At 64.7% G+C, this 18,967-nt stretch carries 23 protein-coding genes; 1 reads left to right on the forward strand and 22 read right to left on the reverse strand.

All coding sequences use genetic code 11. From position 1 onward, the window contains the following. Positions 1–105 precede the first annotated feature (105 nt). From truA to ACWA1Q_RS11475, 14 genes are all read right to left on the reverse strand, one after another. Positions 106–1,029 carry a tRNA pseudouridine(38-40) synthase TruA gene (gene truA / locus ACWA1Q_RS11410; RefSeq protein WP_463757477.1) on the reverse strand — a complete coding sequence of 308 codons (924 nt, stop codon included), beginning with the start codon at positions 1,027–1,029 and terminating at the stop codon, positions 106–108. Positions 1,030–1,044: 15 nt separating this feature from the next. Next, positions 1,045–2,085 carry a GNAT family N-acetyltransferase gene (locus ACWA1Q_RS11415; protein ID WP_463757479.1) on the reverse strand — a complete coding sequence of 347 codons (1,041 nt, stop codon included), beginning with the start codon at positions 2,083–2,085 and terminating at the stop codon, positions 1,045–1,047. A gap of 80 nt (positions 2,086–2,165) precedes the next feature. Next, positions 2,166–2,687 carry a 50S ribosomal protein L17 gene (gene rplQ, locus ACWA1Q_RS11420; protein WP_463757481.1) on the reverse strand — a complete coding sequence of 174 codons (522 nt, stop codon included), beginning with the start codon at positions 2,685–2,687 and terminating at the stop codon, positions 2,166–2,168. A 48-nt stretch (positions 2,688–2,735) separates the two neighbouring features. Further along, complete coding sequence (locus ACWA1Q_RS11425; RefSeq protein ID WP_463757483.1) at positions 2,736–3,728, reverse strand: DNA-directed RNA polymerase subunit alpha; 993 nt, start codon at positions 3,726–3,728, stop codon at positions 2,736–2,738. A 125-nt stretch (positions 3,729–3,853) separates the two neighbouring features. Further along, complete coding sequence (rpsK, locus tag ACWA1Q_RS11430) at positions 3,854–4,252, reverse strand: 30S ribosomal protein S11 (protein ID WP_121672450.1); 399 nt, start codon at positions 4,250–4,252, stop codon at positions 3,854–3,856. Positions 4,253–4,295: 43 nt separating this feature from the next. Continuing rightward, the gene (gene rpsM / locus ACWA1Q_RS11435) at positions 4,296–4,670 is read right to left on the reverse strand and encodes a 30S ribosomal protein S13 (protein WP_121672449.1); all 375 of its coding nucleotides are present in this window, start codon (positions 4,668–4,670) and stop codon (positions 4,296–4,298) included. Positions 4,671–4,881: 211 nt separating this feature from the next. Continuing rightward, positions 4,882–4,995, reverse strand: coding sequence for a 50S ribosomal protein L36 (rpmJ, locus tag ACWA1Q_RS11440; protein ID WP_090712353.1), 114 nt, complete (start codon positions 4,993–4,995; stop codon positions 4,882–4,884). Positions 4,996–5,069: 74 nt separating this feature from the next. Then, a complete protein-coding gene (gene infA / locus ACWA1Q_RS11445) occupies positions 5,070–5,291 on the reverse strand; it encodes a translation initiation factor IF-1 (RefSeq protein ID WP_111720612.1) in 222 nt (73 codons plus the stop codon). Between the two features lie 146 nt (positions 5,292–5,437). Beyond that, the gene (locus tag ACWA1Q_RS11450) at positions 5,438–6,583 is read right to left on the reverse strand and encodes a mannitol-1-phosphate 5-dehydrogenase (protein ID WP_463757485.1); all 1,146 of its coding nucleotides are present in this window, start codon (positions 6,581–6,583) and stop codon (positions 5,438–5,440) included. Beyond that, positions 6,580–7,020, reverse strand: coding sequence for a PTS sugar transporter subunit IIA (locus tag ACWA1Q_RS11455; protein ID WP_463757487.1), 441 nt, complete (start codon positions 7,018–7,020; stop codon positions 6,580–6,582). The genes ACWA1Q_RS11450 and ACWA1Q_RS11455 overlap by 4 nt, the downstream gene beginning before the upstream one ends. Further along, the gene (locus ACWA1Q_RS11460; protein ID WP_463757489.1) at positions 7,017–8,597 is read right to left on the reverse strand and encodes a PTS mannitol transporter subunit IICB; all 1,581 of its coding nucleotides are present in this window, start codon (positions 8,595–8,597) and stop codon (positions 7,017–7,019) included. The genes ACWA1Q_RS11455 and ACWA1Q_RS11460 overlap by 4 nt, the downstream gene beginning before the upstream one ends. Further along, positions 8,594–10,210: a phosphoenolpyruvate--protein phosphotransferase gene (gene ptsP / locus ACWA1Q_RS11465; RefSeq protein ID WP_463760854.1), complete on the reverse strand. Its 1,617-nt coding sequence runs from the start codon at positions 10,208–10,210 to the stop codon at positions 8,594–8,596. The genes ACWA1Q_RS11460 and ptsP overlap by 4 nt, the downstream gene beginning before the upstream one ends. Before the next feature lie 64 nt (positions 10,211–10,274). Next, positions 10,275–10,541: an HPr family phosphocarrier protein gene (locus ACWA1Q_RS11470; RefSeq protein WP_463757491.1), complete on the reverse strand. Its 267-nt coding sequence runs from the start codon at positions 10,539–10,541 to the stop codon at positions 10,275–10,277. Further along, positions 10,534–10,890 (reverse strand): PTS sugar transporter, encoded by a 357-nt coding sequence (locus ACWA1Q_RS11475; protein WP_463757493.1) that lies wholly within the window; start codon positions 10,888–10,890, stop codon positions 10,534–10,536. The genes ACWA1Q_RS11470 and ACWA1Q_RS11475 overlap by 8 nt, the downstream gene beginning before the upstream one ends. Before the next feature lie 221 nt (positions 10,891–11,111). On the opposite strand from ACWA1Q_RS11475, the gene ACWA1Q_RS11480 reads away from it, so the two are divergent. Next, entirely contained in the window at positions 11,112–13,019 is a 1,908-nt protein-coding gene (locus ACWA1Q_RS11480; RefSeq protein WP_463757495.1) for a BglG family transcription antiterminator, read from the forward strand. 195 nt (positions 13,020–13,214) lie between these two features. Here ACWA1Q_RS11480 and ACWA1Q_RS11485 read toward each other — a convergent pair whose 3' ends face one another. The 8 genes from ACWA1Q_RS11485 to rplR all read right to left on the reverse strand — a co-directional run bounded on the left by ACWA1Q_RS11485 (position 13,215) and on the right by rplR (position 18,967). Further along, entirely contained in the window at positions 13,215–14,090 is an 876-nt protein-coding gene (locus tag ACWA1Q_RS11485; protein ID WP_463757498.1) for an aminodeoxychorismate lyase, read from the reverse strand. Positions 14,091–14,121: 31 nt separating this feature from the next. Next, complete coding sequence (map, locus tag ACWA1Q_RS11490) at positions 14,122–14,949, reverse strand: type I methionyl aminopeptidase (RefSeq protein WP_463757499.1); 828 nt, start codon at positions 14,947–14,949, stop codon at positions 14,122–14,124. 8 nt (positions 14,950–14,957) lie between these two features. Next, on the reverse strand, positions 14,958–15,542 hold the full coding sequence (locus tag ACWA1Q_RS11495) for an adenylate kinase (protein WP_463757501.1): 585 nt from the start codon (positions 15,540–15,542) through the stop codon (positions 14,958–14,960). Further along, positions 15,539–16,861 (reverse strand): preprotein translocase subunit SecY, encoded by a 1,323-nt coding sequence (gene secY / locus ACWA1Q_RS11500; protein WP_463757502.1) that lies wholly within the window; start codon positions 16,859–16,861, stop codon positions 15,539–15,541. The genes ACWA1Q_RS11495 and secY overlap by 4 nt, the downstream gene beginning before the upstream one ends. Positions 16,862–17,020: 159 nt before the next feature. Further along, positions 17,021–17,710 carry a 50S ribosomal protein L15 gene (rplO, locus tag ACWA1Q_RS11505; protein ID WP_463757504.1) on the reverse strand — a complete coding sequence of 230 codons (690 nt, stop codon included), beginning with the start codon at positions 17,708–17,710 and terminating at the stop codon, positions 17,021–17,023. After that, positions 17,710–17,892 (reverse strand): 50S ribosomal protein L30, encoded by a 183-nt coding sequence (rpmD, locus tag ACWA1Q_RS11510; RefSeq protein WP_183084932.1) that lies wholly within the window; start codon positions 17,890–17,892, stop codon positions 17,710–17,712. The genes rplO and rpmD overlap by 1 nt, the downstream gene beginning before the upstream one ends. Continuing rightward, the gene (rpsE, locus tag ACWA1Q_RS11515) at positions 17,892–18,611 is read right to left on the reverse strand and encodes a 30S ribosomal protein S5 (RefSeq protein ID WP_463757506.1); all 720 of its coding nucleotides are present in this window, start codon (positions 18,609–18,611) and stop codon (positions 17,892–17,894) included. Before rpsE ends, rpmD begins: the two co-directional genes overlap by 1 nt. After that, complete coding sequence (gene rplR, locus ACWA1Q_RS11520) at positions 18,608–18,967, reverse strand: 50S ribosomal protein L18 (RefSeq protein WP_121672436.1); 360 nt, start codon at positions 18,965–18,967, stop codon at positions 18,608–18,610. Before rplR ends, rpsE begins: the two co-directional genes overlap by 4 nt.

An 18,967-nucleotide genomic window follows, 5' to 3' on the forward strand; every position in this document is an offset into this window, starting at 1 on the left:
GTCGTGAATCCCGCTCCGTTGGGAGTTCCAGAACTGGAACGCCGCAGGTGGAGGGCTCAACTTCGGATGCCGCACTGCAGTGAGCGCAGACACCAAGGGGTAAGCCTACCCGGCCTCATCATCGGGGTCAAACTCGGCGAACGGATCCGGGCCGTCGCCGAGCGACCGGCGCTGTCTCGTCAGTTCGGCGCGCTGCCCCAGCAGGGCATCCGAGGGGTAACCGACCTCGGCCAGGGTGAGGCCCCGGGCGGGCATCACCGCGAATTCGTTGGAACGCTCGAGTTCCGCCCGCAACCGTTCGGCGTCCTCCACGTCGAGCTTCCCCTCCCCCACAGCGACACACACACCGACGAGCGCCCGCACCATGCTGTGGCAGAACGCATCGGCACGCACGTCAGCGACGAGAACTCCGTGGGCGTCCCTGCGCCAGCTGAACCGCTGGAGGGTGCGGATGGTCGTACGCCCGTCACGCGGACGGCAATACGTCGCGAAATCCCGCAGTCCCGTGAGACTGCTGGCAGCGGCATCCATCCTCGCCACGTCGAGCGGGGCGGGATGCCACGTGGTCTGGGCGCGCTCCAGTGGACTCCGGAACGACAGGCTGTCAGCGATCCGGTACTCGTACCGCCGCCAGACCGCGGAGAAACGGGCGTCGAAACCCGGCGGGGCCGGAACAGCGTTCGTGATCACGACATCGGGGTACTGGCCGAGGACACCGTTCACCTTGCGGCGGAGGGCGCTGCCGGTCGGGTGTAACCCATCGCGGGTCACCCGGCCGCGCCGAACGCGTTCGACGCGGTCAGCGTCAAGGTCGAGGTGCGCTACCTGACCTGTGGCGTGGACCCCGGTGTCTGTTCGTCCGGCCACCGCCACGAGGATCTTCTCGCCCTGCTGGCCGAGGATGGTCGTAATCGCGTCCTCGAGAACGCCCTGCACCGTGCGGAGGCCCGGTTGCTTCGCCCACCCGGAGAACGCGGTTCCGTCGTACGCGATGTCGAGGCGGAATCGCTGGATCTGGGTCACCCCCACAGTTTACGGTCGCCGTCAGTACTCGATGACGAGCGCGATCTCCTGGGTTGTCGCGCGGAATCCAAGCCGTTCGTACAGGCTGTTGGCGCCCGTCGGGCTTGCGGTGTCGACATCGAGAACGGCTCGCTCCAGTCCGGCCTCTCCGAAGGACGTGAGCAAGCGCGAGATGAGCGCGGGGGCAAGCCGCCTGCCACGCCAGTCGCGCACGACACCGATGAGTTCGATGTATCCCGAGCTGAAGCCCTGGGCCTCCCAGTCGTGCTCGTTGAGCGAGGTCAGCGCGAACGCGACAACGCGCGCATCCGCCCCTTCGCCATCGACAGCGACCCACGACAGCTCTGGCCGGAACTTCGAGCTGCCGGTGAACTTCGCCCACTCCTCCGGTATCCGTGGCTGGCTGCCCCAGTGATCGCGAAATGCATCATTCCGCGCCAGTCGTGCCGCTTCGAACAGGTTCGGAGTGCAGGGCAGGATACGGATGCCTTCGGGCGCGGCCACCACGGGAACAGGTTCCGCCGCGACGCGATTCATGGTGGTGAAGTAGCGCGAGATCACGAAGCCCATGTCCTGGGCGAGCGCGAGGGCCGCGTCGTTGCCGTGTGCAACGTCGATCATCGACCAGCCCGGCACCGTCTTCTCCGACGTGGCGAGCTGCTGCTGTGAACGCGCACGCTGCCAGTCGAGCAGGCGCCGGCCGATACCCCGTCCGCGCAGGTCGGGCCGCACGGTTCCCGGCAGATATGACTGCACCCGGCTGTCCTGTCCTGGGCCGAGGATCACGAACCCGTACGCAGCAACCGCGCCGTCGGAGTCGATCGCGACCAGCGAGTCACGGGACATGTCGATGTGGGCGGCGCGGAAGTCGTCCTCCAGGTCCTCGCGCGTTGCCGCCCATTCCGGGTGGTCGAGCCGGTCCGAGAGAATCTGCGTTGCATGAATCGCGTCGATGTCCTCGCGGGTTGCCGGGCGCCACAGAACGACGTCAGGGGAACTCGGCAGCGGCAGTTCTCGCGGGGCATCGATTCGGTGGCTGAGAGGGGCACGGTCTGAATCCATCCCTCAAGCCTATGGGGCGCAAACAGACGAAGCCCCCGGTATCCGTATGGATACCGGGGGCTTCGCTGATCGCGAAATGCCTACTTGTCTTCGGCCTTCTCGGCGTCAGCAGCTTCGGTGTCGGCTTCAACAGCCTCGGCCTCAGGGGCTTCTTCGACGACAGCTTCGTCAGCCGCGGTCTCCTCGGCGACGACCGGTGCAGCCTTCTCCGTGGTGGTCTTCGACTTCTTCACCTTGGGGGTGACGGGCTCGAGAACCAGTTCGATCTGAACCATCGATGCGTTGTCACCCTTGCGGAAACCAAGCTTCGTGATGCGGGTGTATCCACCCTCACGCTCGGCGACCAGGGGCGCGATTTCGGTGAAGAGCTCGTGGACGACCGAGGTGTCTCCGATGATTCGCATGACGCGACGACGGGCGTGGAGGTCTCCACGCTTCGCGAAGGTGATGAGGCGCTCGGCGATCGGACGGAGGCGCTTGGCCTTCGTCTCGGTCGTCTTGATGCTCTTGTGGGTGAACAGGGCTGCGGCCAGGTTGGCGAGCATGAGACGCTCGTGCGCTGGGCCGCCTCCGAGGCGGGGGCCTTTAGTGGGAGTAGGCATTGTCGTTAATCTCCAGTGTCAATAATGAAAAGGCGTCGAGGACGAGCCTTAGTTGCTTGTCTCGTCTTCGTAACCCGAGTAGAAGTGGGCGCCGTCGAATCCGGGAACCGAATCCTTGAGCGAGAGGCCCATTTCCACGAGCTTGTCGCGAACCTCATCGACCGACTTCTGGCCGAAGTTGCGGATGTTCATCAGCTGCGTCTCGCTCAGGGCGACGAGCTCGGACACCGTGTTGATGCCCTCGCGCTTGAGGCAGTTGTATGACCGAACTGAGAGGTCCAGGTCTTCGATCGGGATCGACAGTTCACTGGAGAGCACAGCGTCGACCGGCGCGGGGCCGATCTCGATGCCTTCAGCGGCGTTGTTGAGCTCGCGGGCGAGGCCGAACAGTTCAACGAGGGTCTTACCGGCGGAGGCGATGGCGTCGCGCGGCGTGATGGCCGCCTTCGTCTCGACATCGACGACCAGGCGGTCGAAGTCGGTGCGCTCACCGGCACGAGTTGCCTCGACGCGGTAGGTGACCTTGAGAACGGGTGAGTAGATCGAGTCGATCGGGATCTGGCCGGCCTCGGAGAACTCGTTGCGGTTCTGCGTGGCGGAAACGTAGCCACGGCCACGCTCGATCGTCAGTTCAAGTTCGAACTTCGCCTTGTCGTTCAGGGTGGCGATGACGAGTTCCGGGTTGTGCACCTCGACACCGGCAGGAGCCGAGATGTCTGCGGCGGTAACCTGGCCGGCACCGGTCTTACGGAGGTAAGCGGTGATCGGCTCGTCGTGCTCGCTCGAGACAACGAGGCCCTTGATGTTCAGGATGATCTCGGTTGCATCTTCCTTCACACCGGGGATGGTGCTGAACTCGTGCAGTACGCCATCGATGCGGATGCTGGTTACAGCAGCGCCCGGGATGGAAGAAAGCAGGGTGCGGCGAAGTGAGTTACCGAGGGTGTAACCGAAGCCAGGCTCCAGTGGCTCAATCACGAACCGGCTGCGGAACTCTGAGATGTTCTCTTCGGTGAGCGTTGGGCGCTGTGCAATAAGCACTATGTGTTCCTTTCGGCTAAGTGTCCGCTATATGACACTTGCAATGGCGAGGTATGAAGTTGTGTCGTCAACGGTCGATTGAGCAGTGCCTGCCAGGCACTGCTCAATCGACCATGAGTAGAGATTTAGACGCGGCGACGCTTGGGCGGACGGCAGCCGTTGTGCGCCTGCGGGGTGACGTCGTTGATCGAACCGACTTCGAGGCCAGCAGCCTGAAGTGAACGGATCGCGGTCTCGCGGCCGGAGCCGGGTCCCTTGACGAAGACGTCAACCTTCTTCATGCCGTGTTCCTGCGCCTGGCGTGCTGCCGATTCTGCGGCGAGCTGAGCGGCGAACGGGGTCGACTTACGCGAACCCTTGAAGCCCACTCCACCGGAGGAAGCCCAGCTGATGACGGCGCCCGTGGGGTCCGTGATCGAGACGATGGTGTTGTTGAACGTCGACTTGATGTGGGCCTGGCCCACTGCGATGTTCTTCTTTTCTTTCTTACGCGGCTTGCGAGCAGCCGACTTGGGTGCAGCCATTGATTACTCCTAAATTCTTCTGGCGAGACTCGAGGCCGATGGCCTAGCGAGCCTTCTTCTTGCCGGCTACGGTGCGCTTCGGGCCCTTGCGGGTACGAGCGTTGGTCTTGGTGCGCTGACCACGGACGGGCAGGCCGCGACGGTGGCGAATGCCCTCGTAGCTTCCGATTTCGACCTTGCGGCGGATGTCGGCCTGAACCTCACGGCGGAGGTCACCCTCCACCTTGTAGTTGCCTTCGATGTAGTCGCGGAGCTGGATCAGCTGGTCGTCGCTGAGGTCCTTCACGCGGATGTTTCCGTCAATTCCGGTGTCCGCGAGGGTCTGTACAGACCGCGTGCGTCCAACACCGTAAATGTACGTCAGTGCGATTTCCACGCGCTTATCGCGGGGAATATCTACGCCGGCGAGACGTGCCATGGTGGCTTCTCCTAGGAGTTAGTGGAGGTGTGGAGCAGTTCCTGTGCCCGGGCCTCCGACCCGAGGTGTCACTCGAATGAGATCTGGAACTGCCGAATATGTTGTTGCTGGTCGTGCGGTGAGTTATCGAGATCAGATCTCGATACGTTCCGGGCAAGCGTGCCCGGAACACTCGATCTTGATCACTCCGAACGCTGCGCGTCCGGGGTGATCAACCCTGGCGCTGCTTGTGGCGCGGGTTGTCGCAGATGACCATGACGCGTCCGTTGCGACGAATGACCTTGCACTTGTCACAAATCTTCTTGACGCTGGGGTTGACCTTCATGTGATTCTCTCTTTTCGCTGTCGTCGTGCCTGCATGCCCGGTATGGGCATAGAGGCCGTTACTTACAGCGCGTCCTACTTGTAGCGGTAAACGATCCGGCCGCGGGTCAGATCGTATGGGCTGAGCTCAACGATCACGCGGTCCTCGGGGAGGATGCGGATGTAGTGCTGACGCATCTTGCCGCTAATCGTGGCAAGAACGCGGTGGCCGTTGGTCAGCTCAACGCGAAACATCGCGTTGGGCAGAGCTTCGACTACTGCGCCTTCGATCTCAATGACACCGTCTTTTTTGGCCATACACTCACTGTCGCTCAAAGTAGGTCGCACTGGTCGTGCGGATGGATTGTGGTGCTGCTTGCTCCGTTTGGAGAACACACAGAAAGCGTGCACAAAGCACCAACGGACAATCCTATGTTAATTGGCGCAGATTCGCCAATCGATTCTCACGCTCTGGCCTTCGACACCACGTCGACGATTTCACCGAACAACGGATGCTCCGGCGCCAGTCCGGTGACGCGCTCCACAAACGCCGGAGCGTCGAGTTCTGCCAGCAGCTGCCGCATTTCGGCACTCTGCTCATCGTCGGCCACGTCGAAGCGCAGCGCCTGCCCGATGGCGTCGAGGAGGGCGCTGTGTCCCATCCCCCGTTCGGCGAGTTCCGCGGCCGGGCCGATGAACCGTTCGCTCCGTGACAGCTTGCGGAGCGGCTGCCGGCCGACCCGCTGTACGGTGTCGGGCAGGTGCGGGTTGGCGAACCGCCCGAGGATCTTCTCCCGGTATGCGGCCTGCGTCTCAGCGTCGATGCCGTGCTTGACCACGAGGAGCGCGCTCGTTTCCTCGAGGACCAGGCGGACCGCATCCGCGACCTGGGGCGTGGCGAGCGCGTCGGAGATCCTGTCGATCCCTGCAGCGAACCCGTAGTACGCAGCGGTGGCGTGCCCGGTGTTGACGGTGAAGAGCTTCCGCTCGATGTACGGGCCGAGCGCGTCGACAAATGTCGCGCCGGGGATGTCCGGCGCGTTCGCTCCGAACGGGCCGGACTCGATGACCCACTCGTAGAAGGTCTCGACCGTGACGTCGATCCCCGCTGAACCCGCCTGGCCGGGGACGATGCGATCGACGGCCGTGTTGGCGAAGATCGCGCGGGGGCTCAGCGCCTCCCACTCCTCCGGCGCAACGCTTGCCTGCACCTCGGTCTTGAGCACGTCGGTCGCGTTGATGGCGTTTTCACACGCCATGACCGCGAGTGGCGGAAGCCCGGAATCGCGCAGGGCGAGTGCCCGGGCGATCACCGGGGCGACGAATCGCAGGATGTTCGGGCCGACGGCCGTCGTGACGACGTCGGCCGTCTGGATCTCGGAGATCAATTCGTTTTCGGAGCTGGCGCTGTTGATCGCACGGAAGCCGGTGACGGTGCGGACCTGGCCACCCTCACCGACCTCGTGCACGTCATAGCTCGGTGCCGCATCGAGCGCGTCGATGAGCTCCGCGTTCACATCGGCGAAGACAACCTCGTAGCCGGCGTCGTGAAGCAGCAGGCCGACGAATCCGCGACCGATGTTGCCTGCGCCGAAGTGAACGGCTTTCATTCTGCGTTGACCTCCTCGAGCAGCGCGAACAGTTCGTTCGCGTCTGACGCGTTGAGGAGCTTCTGGACCTCGTCCTCGTCTGAGAACACGATGGCGATCTTCGAGAGGATCTCCAGGTGCTCGTTGTTGAGTCCGGCGATGCCGACGGCGAAGCGAACCTCGTCACCGTTCCAGTCGATCGGTTCGGCGTACCTCACGATCGAGAGCGCCGACCGGGTGATCGTGTCCTTCGCCTCGTTGGTGCCGTGCGGGATGGCGAGGTAGTTCCCCATGTAGGTGGAGACGGATCCCTCGCGTTCGAGCATGGCGTCGACGTACCCGGGCTTCACCGCGCCCGCGGAGACAAGGAGCTCTCCGGCTTCGCGGATGGCGTCGTCCCTCGTTGTGGCCGACCCCTTTGCCTTGATGTTGTCGACGGTCAGGATATTTCCGGTCATGCTGTTCCCCCCTGGTTGTTGCGCTTGACGATCTCGACCACGTCATCGTACTTCGGGCTGTTCATGAAGTTGTCGACGGAGACGTGCTGCGAGTTCGGCGACTTCTCTCGCGCCCGGTCGGTCAGGTCCTGGTGTGTGATCACGAGGTCCGCGTCGCCGGTGAGGTTCGCAATGGCCTGGTTGGTCACCGTGATGCCGTCGACCCCCGCCTTCTTGATCTTGTTGCGCAGGACGGATGCTCCCATCGCGCTCGAGCCCATTCCCGCGTCGCAGGCGAAGACGATGTTCTTGACGAGCGTCGTCGTTGCGGTGCCTCCCGCGGAACCCGTGTCGGTGGTTCCCTCGTTGACGAGGCCGCCGAGCACGCTGCTCTGTTTGCCCTTGTTCGCCTCGGTGGCTGCGACAGCGGCGCTCATGTCACCGGCGTTGCCTGCAGCGAGGTCACGCTTGCGTGATGCCCGCAGGATGATCGCGGCGACGAGGAATGACACGGCGGTCGCGACAAGAACCGAGAGGATCACACCGAGGTAGCTGTCGTTCGCCGTCTGGATCAGCACGGCGATGATGCTTCCGGGGGACGCCGGCGCACGCAGTCCGCTCGAGAACAGCACGTTGGTGGCGACACCGGACATTCCACCCGCGATGACGGCGAGGAGGAGAGCCGGCTTCATCAGCACGTACGGGAAGTAGATCTCGTGGATTCCGCCGAAGAAGTGGATGATGATCGCCCCGGGGGCGCTCGCACGGGCGATGCCGAGTCCGAAGAACGAGTAGGCGAGGAGGATTCCGAGCCCGGGGCCGGGGTTGGCCTCGATCAGGAACAAAATGCTCTTTCCGCTTTCTTCCACCTGCTGCACACCGAGCGGGGTGAAGACGCCGTGGTTGATCGCGTTGTTGAGGAACAGGATCTTGCCCGGCTCAACGAAGATGCTCACGAGCGGGAGGAGCGACAGGCTCACGAGCCAGTTGACCGCCGCCTCAAGCCAGGAGCTCAGCGTTGTGATGATCGGGGCGATGCCGAAGAACGCGACAACCGAAAGGATGGCACCGAGAATACCGGCGGAGAAGTTGTTGACGAGCATCTCGAATCCGGCTTTGATCTTGCCGTCCCAGATACTGTCGACCTTCTTCATCAGCCACGCGGCCAGCGGGCCCATGATCATCGCACCGATGAACATCGGGATCGAGGATCCGACGATGACACCCATTGTCGCGATCGTTCCGACCACACCACCGCGTTCGCCGTAAATCATCCGGCCACCGGTGTTCGCAATGAGGAGCGGGAGCAGATAGGTGATCATCGGCCCGACCAGTCCGACGTACTGGGTAAAGGTGACGCCCTCATCGGTCTGGGCGAGAGTCGTGGCCGCGCCCTGCCAGCCGATGACATCCGCGTCGCCGAAGCCGCCGAGGATGCCGTTGGGCATCCAGCCGGTGGCGATGAAGAACGCGGTGATGAGGCCCCACGCAATGAACGCTGCGATGTTGGGCATCACCATTCCGGAGAGGAACGTGCCGAACCGCTGGACGCGGACCCGGGCACCTCCCGGCTTGTTGGGGGTAGACGTCGTCGTCATGATCGTGCCTCTTTCAGGGTGAGTGCAGCGGCGGCAACCGCTGCGCGGGATTCGGCCGCCCCGTCGGCGGCCAGTGCGATGCCGGCGAGGTGTCGAGCCTCGTCGAGAGTGAATTTCAGGAGGGAAGCCCGGACGTCGACGAGCGCCGGGGTGGACATGGAGAGGCTGGTGGCTCCCAGCCCGACGAGCACGACAGCGAGCAGTGGGTCTGCCGCAGCCTCGCCGCAGATCCCGACGGGTTTACCCGCTGCTGCGCCAGCCGCGCCGACCTCACCGACAAGGCGAAGCACGGCAGGATGCCACGGATCCTGGAACGCCGCGACGGAACCGAGCATGCGGTCGGCGGCGAGCGTGTACTGCGTGAGGTCGTTCGTTCCGATCGACGCGAAGTCGCTCTCGGCCGCGACCTTGTCTGCGAGGAGAGCGAGCGACGGAACCTCGACCATGACTCCGGCGGTCTTGATGCCGAATTCGCGGGCGAGCGCGACGAAGTACTGTGTCTCCTCGACGGTCGAGACCATCGGGGCCATCACCCAGAGTTCGGCGTCCGTCGCGGCATCCGCCTCGGCGAGCGCCGTGAGCTGCTCCCGGAGGATGTCTTCACTCGCGCGGAGTGCGCGGAGACCACGCAGACCGAGGGCGGGATTCTCCTCGTGAGCGTCGTTCAGGAACTGGAGTGGCTTGTCTGCACCGGCATCGAGGACGCGAACGACAACCTTCTTGCCGCCGAACGCCTCGAGCAGCCGCGTGTAGTGCTCCTTCTGTTGCTCGACGGTTGGGGCCGAGCCACCGGCGTCGAGGAAGAGGAATTCGGTGCGGAACAGCCCGACGCCTTCGGCTCCGGCATCGGCCGCCGCCTGTGCGCCGGCGGACGAACCGAGGTTCGCGAGCAGCGGAATGGCTGTGCCGTCGGCGAGCGCTCCCGGTGTGACCGGCGCAACAGCGGCAGCCTGACGTTCGGCGATGCGACGTTCGGCATCTGCGATCTGCTCATCGCTCGGGTCCGCGATCACGACGCCGGCGGGGGCGTCGATGATGACGCGGGTTCCTTCGGCCAGCCCCGTGGCATCCGCTGCGCCGACGACGGCGACGATGGACTTCTCGCGGGCGAGGATCGCGGTGTGTGAGGTGGGGCCGCCGTCGCTCGTGACGAGGCCGAGAACCTTGTCAAGATCGAGCATGGCGGTGTCGGCGGGTGCGAGGTCGCGGGCGACGAGAATGAACGGATGCTCCGGGTTGGGCACGCCGGGCGCGGCCACTCCCCCGAGGTCCGCGATGACCCGCTGCGACACGTCGTCGAGGTCGGCGGCGCGTTCAGCGAGATAACCGCCCATGGCGACGAGCTGGTCACGGAAAGACCCGAACGCCTCGAACACGGCGCGTTCCGCCGTCTTTCCTGCGGCGAGCGCTTCGTCGATCGCGTCGGAGAGCATCGGGTCCTCGGCCATCATGGCCTGGGCTTCGAGAACGTCCTTTGCGGCACCACCGGCGGACTGTCCTCGAGCTTCGAGTTCCCTCGCGACGACGCCGAGGGATGCCCGCGCCCTCTCCGATTCCTCGGCCTGAGTTCGCGCGCTCGGGGTATCGGCCGGTTCGGGGAGTGGGTCTGACATGCGTGCGACAACACCGACGGCCACGCCCTGGCCAATGCCGGTCCCGGTGAGGGTGCGCTCGGGCTCACTCGTCATGGTCGGTCACCAGGAGTTCGACGAGCTCGTCGAGAACGGTCTCGGCGTTGTCGCCATCTGCGGTCAGGGTGACGTAGTCACCGTGGTTGACGCCGAGCGAGATCACCCCGAGGATGCTCGCGGCGTTCACGGGCTTGCCGCTGCCCTTGGCGATGGTGACCTTCGACCCTGATGCACTCGCGGCCTGGGTGAAGAGTTTCGCGGGCCGCGCATGCAGCCCGTGGCTCGATCCGATTCGAACGGTGCGTTCAACCATGGGTGGGTCCTCCGTCGCTGCGTTGTGATTCCCCCTGCATCGACAACGCCCCTGCAGCTTCCAGGGCGAGGTCGAGGGCTTCGTCGCCGGATGGCGACGAGAAGATGGTGGCCGGAAGCACCGCGACGGCGACTCCGGCGGAGTCGGCGCTGCGGCGGACGTCGTCGAGGCGATCCCCGAGGTGCGGGCCGAGCAGCACGACGTCCGAACCCGGCAGTCGTTCGGGCATCGAATCGAGAGGGCACGCCTCCGCCGTCACGGGCAGGGACCGGGAGGTGGCAGACGTGCGGATGCGACGGGCGACGAAGGTACTCGACGCGCCTGCGCCACACACCACGAGGATTCTCATCGATCCGCCTCCATTGCCGTCCCGAACAGTCCTTGATCCCGCTGCTGCTCGCGGGCTGCCCCGATTCTCCCGCTGAACTCCGCCCGACTGCCACCATGAACTCTTCCGCCTCCCCGGAAAGCAACCGTTTCCTCCACCGGCGCCGCCCTTTCGATGGTTGACTCGACATGGACGCACCGCCGGCACGAGCTTCAGCGCCGGTGACAGAAGGAGAGCGCACCATGACCCGCGATCGACAGGACAGGATCCTTGCCTACCTTTCGCGCGCGGGCACCTGGGTGACAGCGGGTGAACTCGCCGACGTCCTCGGGGTGACGCCACGCAGCATCCGCAGCTATGTCACCGCCATCAAGGCACGCGCTGCCGGTCAGCCCGTGGTGGAGGCGGGACCGAACGGCTATCGCGTCGACGCGGATGCCTACGCCGCGTTCCGGTCAGCGGCCGTCGTCGATGTGACGGAGACGCCGCGGGACCGGCTGTATGGCATCGTGCGCCGGCTCGTCGACAGCCCGGACGGGCTCGACGTCTTCGACCTAGCCGACAGCCTGCACGTGTCGGAGTCGACGGTCGAGTCCGACCTCGCCCGGGTGCGCCTGCTGCTCTCCGAAGCCGAGCTCTCACTCACAAGGCGTGGCGGCACGGTCGCGCTTACCGGGACGGAACTCGCCAGGCGGCGGCTGCTGTCGCGGATGTTCCGCGAAGAGACGGAGCGCGGCATGATCGAGCTCGAGGCGATCCAGCGTGAGTTCTCGTTCCAGAGCCTCAGCGAATTCAAGACAGCGCTCATCGACATGCTCACCGAGCGCAACTACTCGCTCAACGACTACGGAATCGACAACGTCCTCCTCCACATCGCGATCGCCGTCGACCGGGTGTCGAAGGACCGTCACGTCCCGGAGACCGCCGCTGCCGCCGCGGAGCCGGCCGACGGCATCCCCTCTGACCTGTCGGCGCTCATCGCGCGCCACTTCGACACGGCTCTCGGCGCCGCAGACATCGACTACCTCTCCTACCTGCTCACCACGCGGGCGGTGATGCGGGCGCCGGACGCCGCCGACCCCGGGTACCTCAACCGGGCCGACCTCGATGTCGTGCGGAGCATCGTGAAGAACGCGGGCGAGGAGTACCTCGTCGACCTGTCCGATGAGGACTTCATCACGCGTCTCACCCTGCACGTGCAGAACCTGCTGCGTCGGGCGCACGAGCACTCGTACTCCCGGAACCCGATGGCCAGGTCGATCAAGACGTCGTATCCGATGATCTATGAGCTCGCCGTCTACATCGCCAGCAGGTTGCAGCAGCACGGCGCGGTGGAGATCAACGATGACGAGATCGCGTATATCGCGATGCACGTCGGGGCGCACCTGCAACAGCAGCAGTCCCGGTCGGATGAGGTGCTGCGCTGTGTTCTCGTCTGCCCGAACTACTACGACATGCACCTGCTGCTGCGTGACCGGGTGACGCTCATGCTCGGTGACGCGATCGAGGTGGTGCGGGTGGTGACGCGCTCCGATGTGGTCTGGGCCGACCTCGACGCCGACATCGTGCTGACGACGATCGAACCGCCGGTGCCCGACGAGAGAGTTCTCGTCATCCAGCCGTTCTTCACCCAGGGCGACGCCGACCGCGTACGGCAGGTCGTCAGCCGGATCCGCCGGGTGCACCGCCGTGCGCTCATCAAGGATGAGGTGCTGCAGTACTTCGACGCGTCGTTGTTCCTCCGCAACGAGACCGCGTCGAGCGAGGCGGCGATGATCCGGCGACTCGGCGACCTCATGGTCGCGCGCGGCATCATCGACGAGGACTACGTCGACGGGGCGATCGAACGCGAACGGATGTCGTCGACAGCGTTCACCGATTCGCTCGCTGTCCCGCACGCCATGGAGATGACGGCGCGCAGCACGTCGATCGCGATCGCCGTGAACGAGTCGAGCATGCCGTGGGGCGAGAACCGGGTGAACGTCGTTGCGCTCATCGCCTTCAGCGCGAGTGAGCGGGCGAACTTCCAGCGCGTGTTCGACCAGTTCGTCGAGGTGTTCTCCGAACGCGAGGACGTGCAGCGGATCGTGCGGCGGTCGACCGACTTCACGGCGTTCATCGACGAGCTCGTGCACACGATGGACTCCTGACGCGCACACCGCGCTGGCAGGTGCAGCACGGGCGCGCGAGCGGATGCCGCGGCATCCGTGAGCCGGGATCGCTTGCTCGGTCGATTCCGGTCGCTCCGGTCGAGGATTTTCAGCCAAAAGCGGCCGAGCAGGGCCGGGTCCAGCCACAAGTGGCCGAGCAATGCACGCGCGCAGCCGAACACGACCGCGAGCGGGTCAGCCGAGCAGCGCAGCGTTCATGCGGGCGGTGAGCTCGGGGTCGGTCGCGACATCCGAGCCGTCGACGGCGGTGATCGGAGCCGCGAGCCGCACGCTGGAGACGAGCCACGCGGCATCCGATCGCAGCAGCTCGCGAGTCTCGATTCGACGCGACTCACACGTGAACCCCTCGGCGGTGAGGATGTCGAACAGGTCCGCCTGGGTCGTTCCGGCGAGGATTCCGTGCTGGATCGCGGGCGTCACGATCGTGTTGCCCTGCCGGAGGAGAAGCGACGACGTCGGCCCTTCGAGCGCAAAACCGTCGGTCGACACGAAAACAGCGTCGTCTGCACCCCGCCGTTTCGCTTCGCGCAGCGCCGCCATGTTGACTGCGTACGACAGGGTCTTCGCGCCGACGAGCAGCCACGGTGCGTGCTCCCCCACATCATTCGCATAGCCGCGACTGAGGGTGACGACACGGATGCCACGGGTCCGCTCGGGAAAGTCGCCATCGACGATCGTGCCGGTCACCCAGCACGTCGGAGTGCCCGAACCGGTCCCCCGGGTGAGAACGAGCCGGATCGACGCCTGGCCTGTGTCGGGTAGCACCCCGAGCACACGGTCGATCGCGCCGCGCCACTGCGGGAGATTCGGCTGGGGCAGGTCGAGTTTCGACGCGGATGCCGCAAAGCGGTCCAGGTGCGCATCGACGCCACGCGCTCGGCCGTCATTCACGCCGATCGTCTCAAAGATGCCGTCGCCCCGCCCCGCCCCCGCGTCGAACGCCGAGAGGATGGGGTCGGTTGCTTCCGCGAACCGGAAGGAGTCCTCCCGGACGGTGCCAGCGGCATCCGCGGGAATCGGGTCGACCAGAAGCACAACAGGCGTCGTCATGGGAACGACACTAGCGCGGACAAGGGCCCGTTCAGGCCAGCGGCGTGGGCGTGACTCCGAACGGCGCGAGGCCTTTCGCTCCGCCGTCTTCTGCCGTGAGCACCCAGATGCCGTCCTTGTGAACGGCGACGCTGTGCTCCCAGTGCGCTGAGGCGAGCCCGTCATCGGTCGCGACGGTCCAGTCGTCGTCCTTGGTGTGCGTGTCAATGCCGCCGAGCACGATCATCGGCTCGATCGCCACGACGAGTCCCGGCTTCACTTCCGGGCCTTTCGGCCGCACCCGGTAGTTGAACACCGGCGGTGCTTCGTGCATGGAGCGGCCGATCCCGTGTCCGACGTAATCGGTGAGGATGCCGTAGTTGCCCTGCTTCTCGACGTACCCCTGCACCGCGTCGCCGACCTCGTTGAGGTACTTCGCCGTTGCGAGTCTCGCGATGCCGGCCCACAGTGACCCCTCGGTCACGTCGGAGAGCTTCTGGCGCTCGGCGACGAGCTCCGGCCGCGACGGGTCCGGCAGCACCACGCTGAACGCCGCATCGCCGTTCCAGCCGCCGATGATCGCGCCGCTGTCGACGGAGACGATATCGCCGGGCTCGAGCGGTCGGTCATTCGGGATGCCGTGCACGACGTCTTCGTTCACGGACGCACAAACGGTGTGCGAGTATCCGGGTTCGAGCTTGAAGTTCGGCTGCCCGCCGAGGGCAACGATCGCTGATTCAGCAGCGGCATCGGCCTGAAGGGTCGTACCGCCGACCCGGAGGGTCTTCCGCGCGGCCGCGAGCGACGCGGCCGTTGCCAGACCCGGCTCGATCATCAGACGCATCTGGGCCGGGGTTTTGTAGATGGATTTGCGCAGCATTACCGAACTCAGAAGGCGATGCTGATCTCGGCGAGAGCCGAGCGAACGCGGTCGCTGACCTCGTCGACCGATCCGAGGCCGTCGACTTCCACGACGATGCCACGCGACTTGTACGCAGCGATGACCGGCTCGGTCTGCTCGTGGTACACGTCCTGGCGGTGCCGGATGACGGCTTCGGTGTCGTCTGCTCGCCCCTGCTCTTCAGCGCGCTTGAGCAGGCGGGTGACGACCTCGTCCGGGTCGGCCACAAGCTGCACGACAGCGTTCAGTTCAGATCCGGTCTCGGCGAGGATGCTGTCCAGCTCTGTGACCTGGTCACGGGTGCGCGGGTAGCCGTCGAGGAGGAATCCGTCGATGGCGTCCGGCTGGTGCAACCGGTCCCGCACGATCGCGTTCGTGAGCGAATCAGGAACGTAGCCACCGGATGACACGATCTCCTGCACCTTCAGGCCCAGTTCCGTGCCCTCCTTGATGTTCGCGCGGAAGATGTCGCCCGTCGAGATGGCGGGGACACCGAGTGCGTCCGCGAGCACGGCTGCCTGGGTTCCCTTTCCCGCTCCGGGAGGTCCGACAATCAGGAGACGTGCGCTCATCGCAGGAGCCCTTCGTAGTGGCGCTGCTGCAGTTGCGCGTCGATCTGCTTGACGGTCTCGAGTCCGACCCCGACGATGATCAGGATGCTTGCGCCGCCGAACGGGAAGTTCTGGTTCGCGCCGACGAGGGCGAGAGCGATCAACGGGATGAGTGCGACACAGCCGAGGTACAGCGCGCCGGCGAGCGTGATGCGGGTGAGCACGTAGTCGAGGTACTCGGCGGTGGGACGACCGGCCCGGATGCCCGGGATGAAGCCGCCGTACTTCTTCATGTTGTCGGCGACTTCTTCAGGGTTGAAGGTGATCGCGACGTAGAAGTAGGTGAACCCGACGTTGAGCAGGAAGTACAGCGCCATGTACAGCGGGTGGTCCCCACTCGTGAGGTACGTGGTGATCCAGGTGACCCAGGCTGCGGGCTCCTGACCGGCCGCCGGCGTGTTGAACTGCGCGATCAGGGCGGGCAGGTACAGCAGCGACGACGCGAAGATCACCGGGATGACACCGGCCATGTTGACCTTGATCGGGATGTACGTGTTGTTGCCGCCGAAGGTCCGGCGTCCGACCATCCGCTTGGCGTACTGCACCGGGATGCGACGCTGCGACTGCTCGACGAAAACGACGGCCATCATGATGAGCAGGCCGACACCGAGCACGAGGAGGAAGGTCTCGAAGCCCTTCGACTGTGCAATCGCGACGAGCGAGCCGGGGAAGGTCGCGGCGATGGAGGTGAAGATGAGGAGTGACATCCCGTTACCGATACCGCGTTCGGTGATCATTTCACCGAACCACATGATGAGCCCTGTTCCCGCGGTCATCGTGATGACCATGAGGAGGACTGCGTACCAGGTGTCGTTTGTCAGCAACTGGCTGCACTCGGCGCTCGTGTTGGTACCGAAGAGGGCGCCGCTTCGCGCCACGGTGATGAGCGTCGTGGACTGCAGGATACCGAGGAAGATCGTCAGGTAACGCGTGTACTGCGTCAGCTTGCTCTGACCCGCCTGCCCTTCCTTGTGCAGCGTTTCGAAGTGAGGGATGACCACACGCAGCAATTGCGTGATGATCGAGGCCGTGATGTACGGCATGATGCCCAGCGCGAAGATCGACAACTGGAGCAGCGCGCCACCTGAGAACAGGTTGACGAGCTCATAGAGGCCCGACGTGCCCTGGTTCTGCTCGAGGCAGGCCTGAACGTTGCCGAAGTCGACGAAAGGGGCCGGCACGAACGAGCCGAGCCGGTACAGGGCCATGATGCCCAGGGTGAACCCGATCTTCCGGCGAAGGTCTGGCGTGCGGAAAATCCGCGCAACGGCGCTAAACAAAAAAGGCCTCCTGTTTTCGAGCCGGTTGATGCGGCTCTTGGTGCCGGTCAATGGCCCTGTCGTCAAACAGGCCCGGCAATCGAATCTACTCGATTACCGGGCCTGTCGAACAATCGGCGACCATTCGCTTTCGCGAGGGACAGACCGGCGTCTGTGAAATTACTTGACAGAACCGCCGGCAGCAACGATCTTCTCGACAGCAGATCCGGAGATCTTGTCTACCGAGATGTTCAGCTTGACGTCGATGTCGCCGTTTCCGAGGACCTTGACCTTCTCGTTCTTTCGAACGGCGCCCTTGGCCACGAGGTCGGAGACAGTGACGTCGCCGCCCTTCGGGTAGAGCTCAGCGAGACGCTCGAGGTTGACCACCTGGTACTCGACGCGGAACGGGTTCTTGAACCCGCGCAGCTTCGGAGCACGCATGTGGAGGGGAAGCTGTCCGCCCTGGAATCCGGGGCGAACCGTGTTCCGAGCCTTCGTTCCCTTGGTACCACGACCGGCAGTCTTACCCTTGGAACCCTCACCACGGCCCACACGGATGCGGGACTTCTTCGCACCCTCAGCGGGACGGAGGTGGTGGACCTTGAGCACCTGGGCGCGAGGCGCTTCGGCTTCAGCCTTCTTCTTGGCAGGAGCCTTCGCAGCGGCCTTCGGGGCGTCAGCCGCGACGGTCTCAGCCTTGGCGGAGTCCTTCTTGGCGGGCGCCTTCTTGGCAGGTGCCTTGTCGGCGGCGGCCTTGGCAGGAGCCTTCTTGGCAGGAGCCTTGTCGGCTGCGGCCTTGGCAGGCGCCTTTTTCGCGGGAGCCTTCTTGGCGGTCTCCTCGGTGACGTCCTTCTTGTCGTCAGCCATTAGTCGATCTCCTCAACCTTTACGAGGTGAGCAACAGTATTGACGTAACCACGGTTCTGGGCGTTGTCCTCACGAACAACGACAGCACCGATGCGACGCAATCCCAGGCTGCGCAATGTGTCGCGCTGGTTCTGCTTCTCACTAATTTTGGACTTGGTCTGCGTGATCTTCAGCTGAGCCATCAGGCACCTACCTTTGCGGAAGCCGCAGCAGCAGCGGCCTGAGCCTCGACCTGCAGCAGCTTGGCAGGAGCGATTTCGGAGTACTCCTTGCCACGGCGAGCGGCAACGGCGCGGGGCTCTTCGAGCATCTTCAGCGCCGTAACGGTGGCGTGAACGATGTTGATCGTGTTCGAGGAACCGAGCGACTTGCTCAGAACATCGTGGATGCCGGCGCACTCGAGTACGGCGCGGACAGGACCACCGGCGATAACACCGGTACCTGCAGCGGCCGGACGCAGGAGGACAACTCCGGCAGCGGCTTCACCCTGCACGGGGTGCGGGATGCTGGAGCCGACGCGGGGTACGCGGAAGAAGTTCTTCTTCGCTTCTTCGACACCCTTTGAGATGGCCAGCGGAACTTCGCGTGCCTTGCCGTAGCCGACGCCGACGAGACCGTTTCCGTCTCCGACGACGACGAGAGCGGTGAAGCTGAAGCGACGACCACCCTTGACGACCTTGGAGACACGGTTGATGGTGACGACGCGCTCAAGGAACTGGTTCTTGTCAGCGTCGCGGCTGTTACGCTCGCGGCCCTGGTTTCGCTCGCCACGTCCACCGCGGCTGCCCCGGTCGCCACGAGCGTCAACGCGCCCGGAGCTCTCGGTGCCTGCAGCGGTCTCGACCGGCTTTTCGACTGGCTGGTCCGCGGTAACGGCCTCAACCTTGCTTGCTTCACTCACAGGTTCAACCCACCCTCTCGAGCACCTTCGGCGATTGCCGCAACGCGACCCGCGTAACGGTTTCCACCTCGGTCAAAAACGACTTCTTCGATACCGGCGCTCTTTGCACGTTCTGCAACGAGCTCGCCGACCTTCCTGGCTTTGGCGGTCTTGTCACCGTCAAAGGTACGGAGGTCAGCTTCGAGGGTGGATGCCGACGCGAGGGTGAAACCCTTGCTGTCGTCAACGACCTGGACGAATACGTGACGAGCCGAACGGGTCACGACGAGACGCGGGCGAACCGCGGTCCCCTCGATCTTCTTACGGAGGCGCGCGTGACGACGGTCACGGGCAGCCGACTTGGACTTTACGGCCAT

It is taken from the genome of Mycetocola sp. TRD_SC_2, from assembly GCF_055361225.1.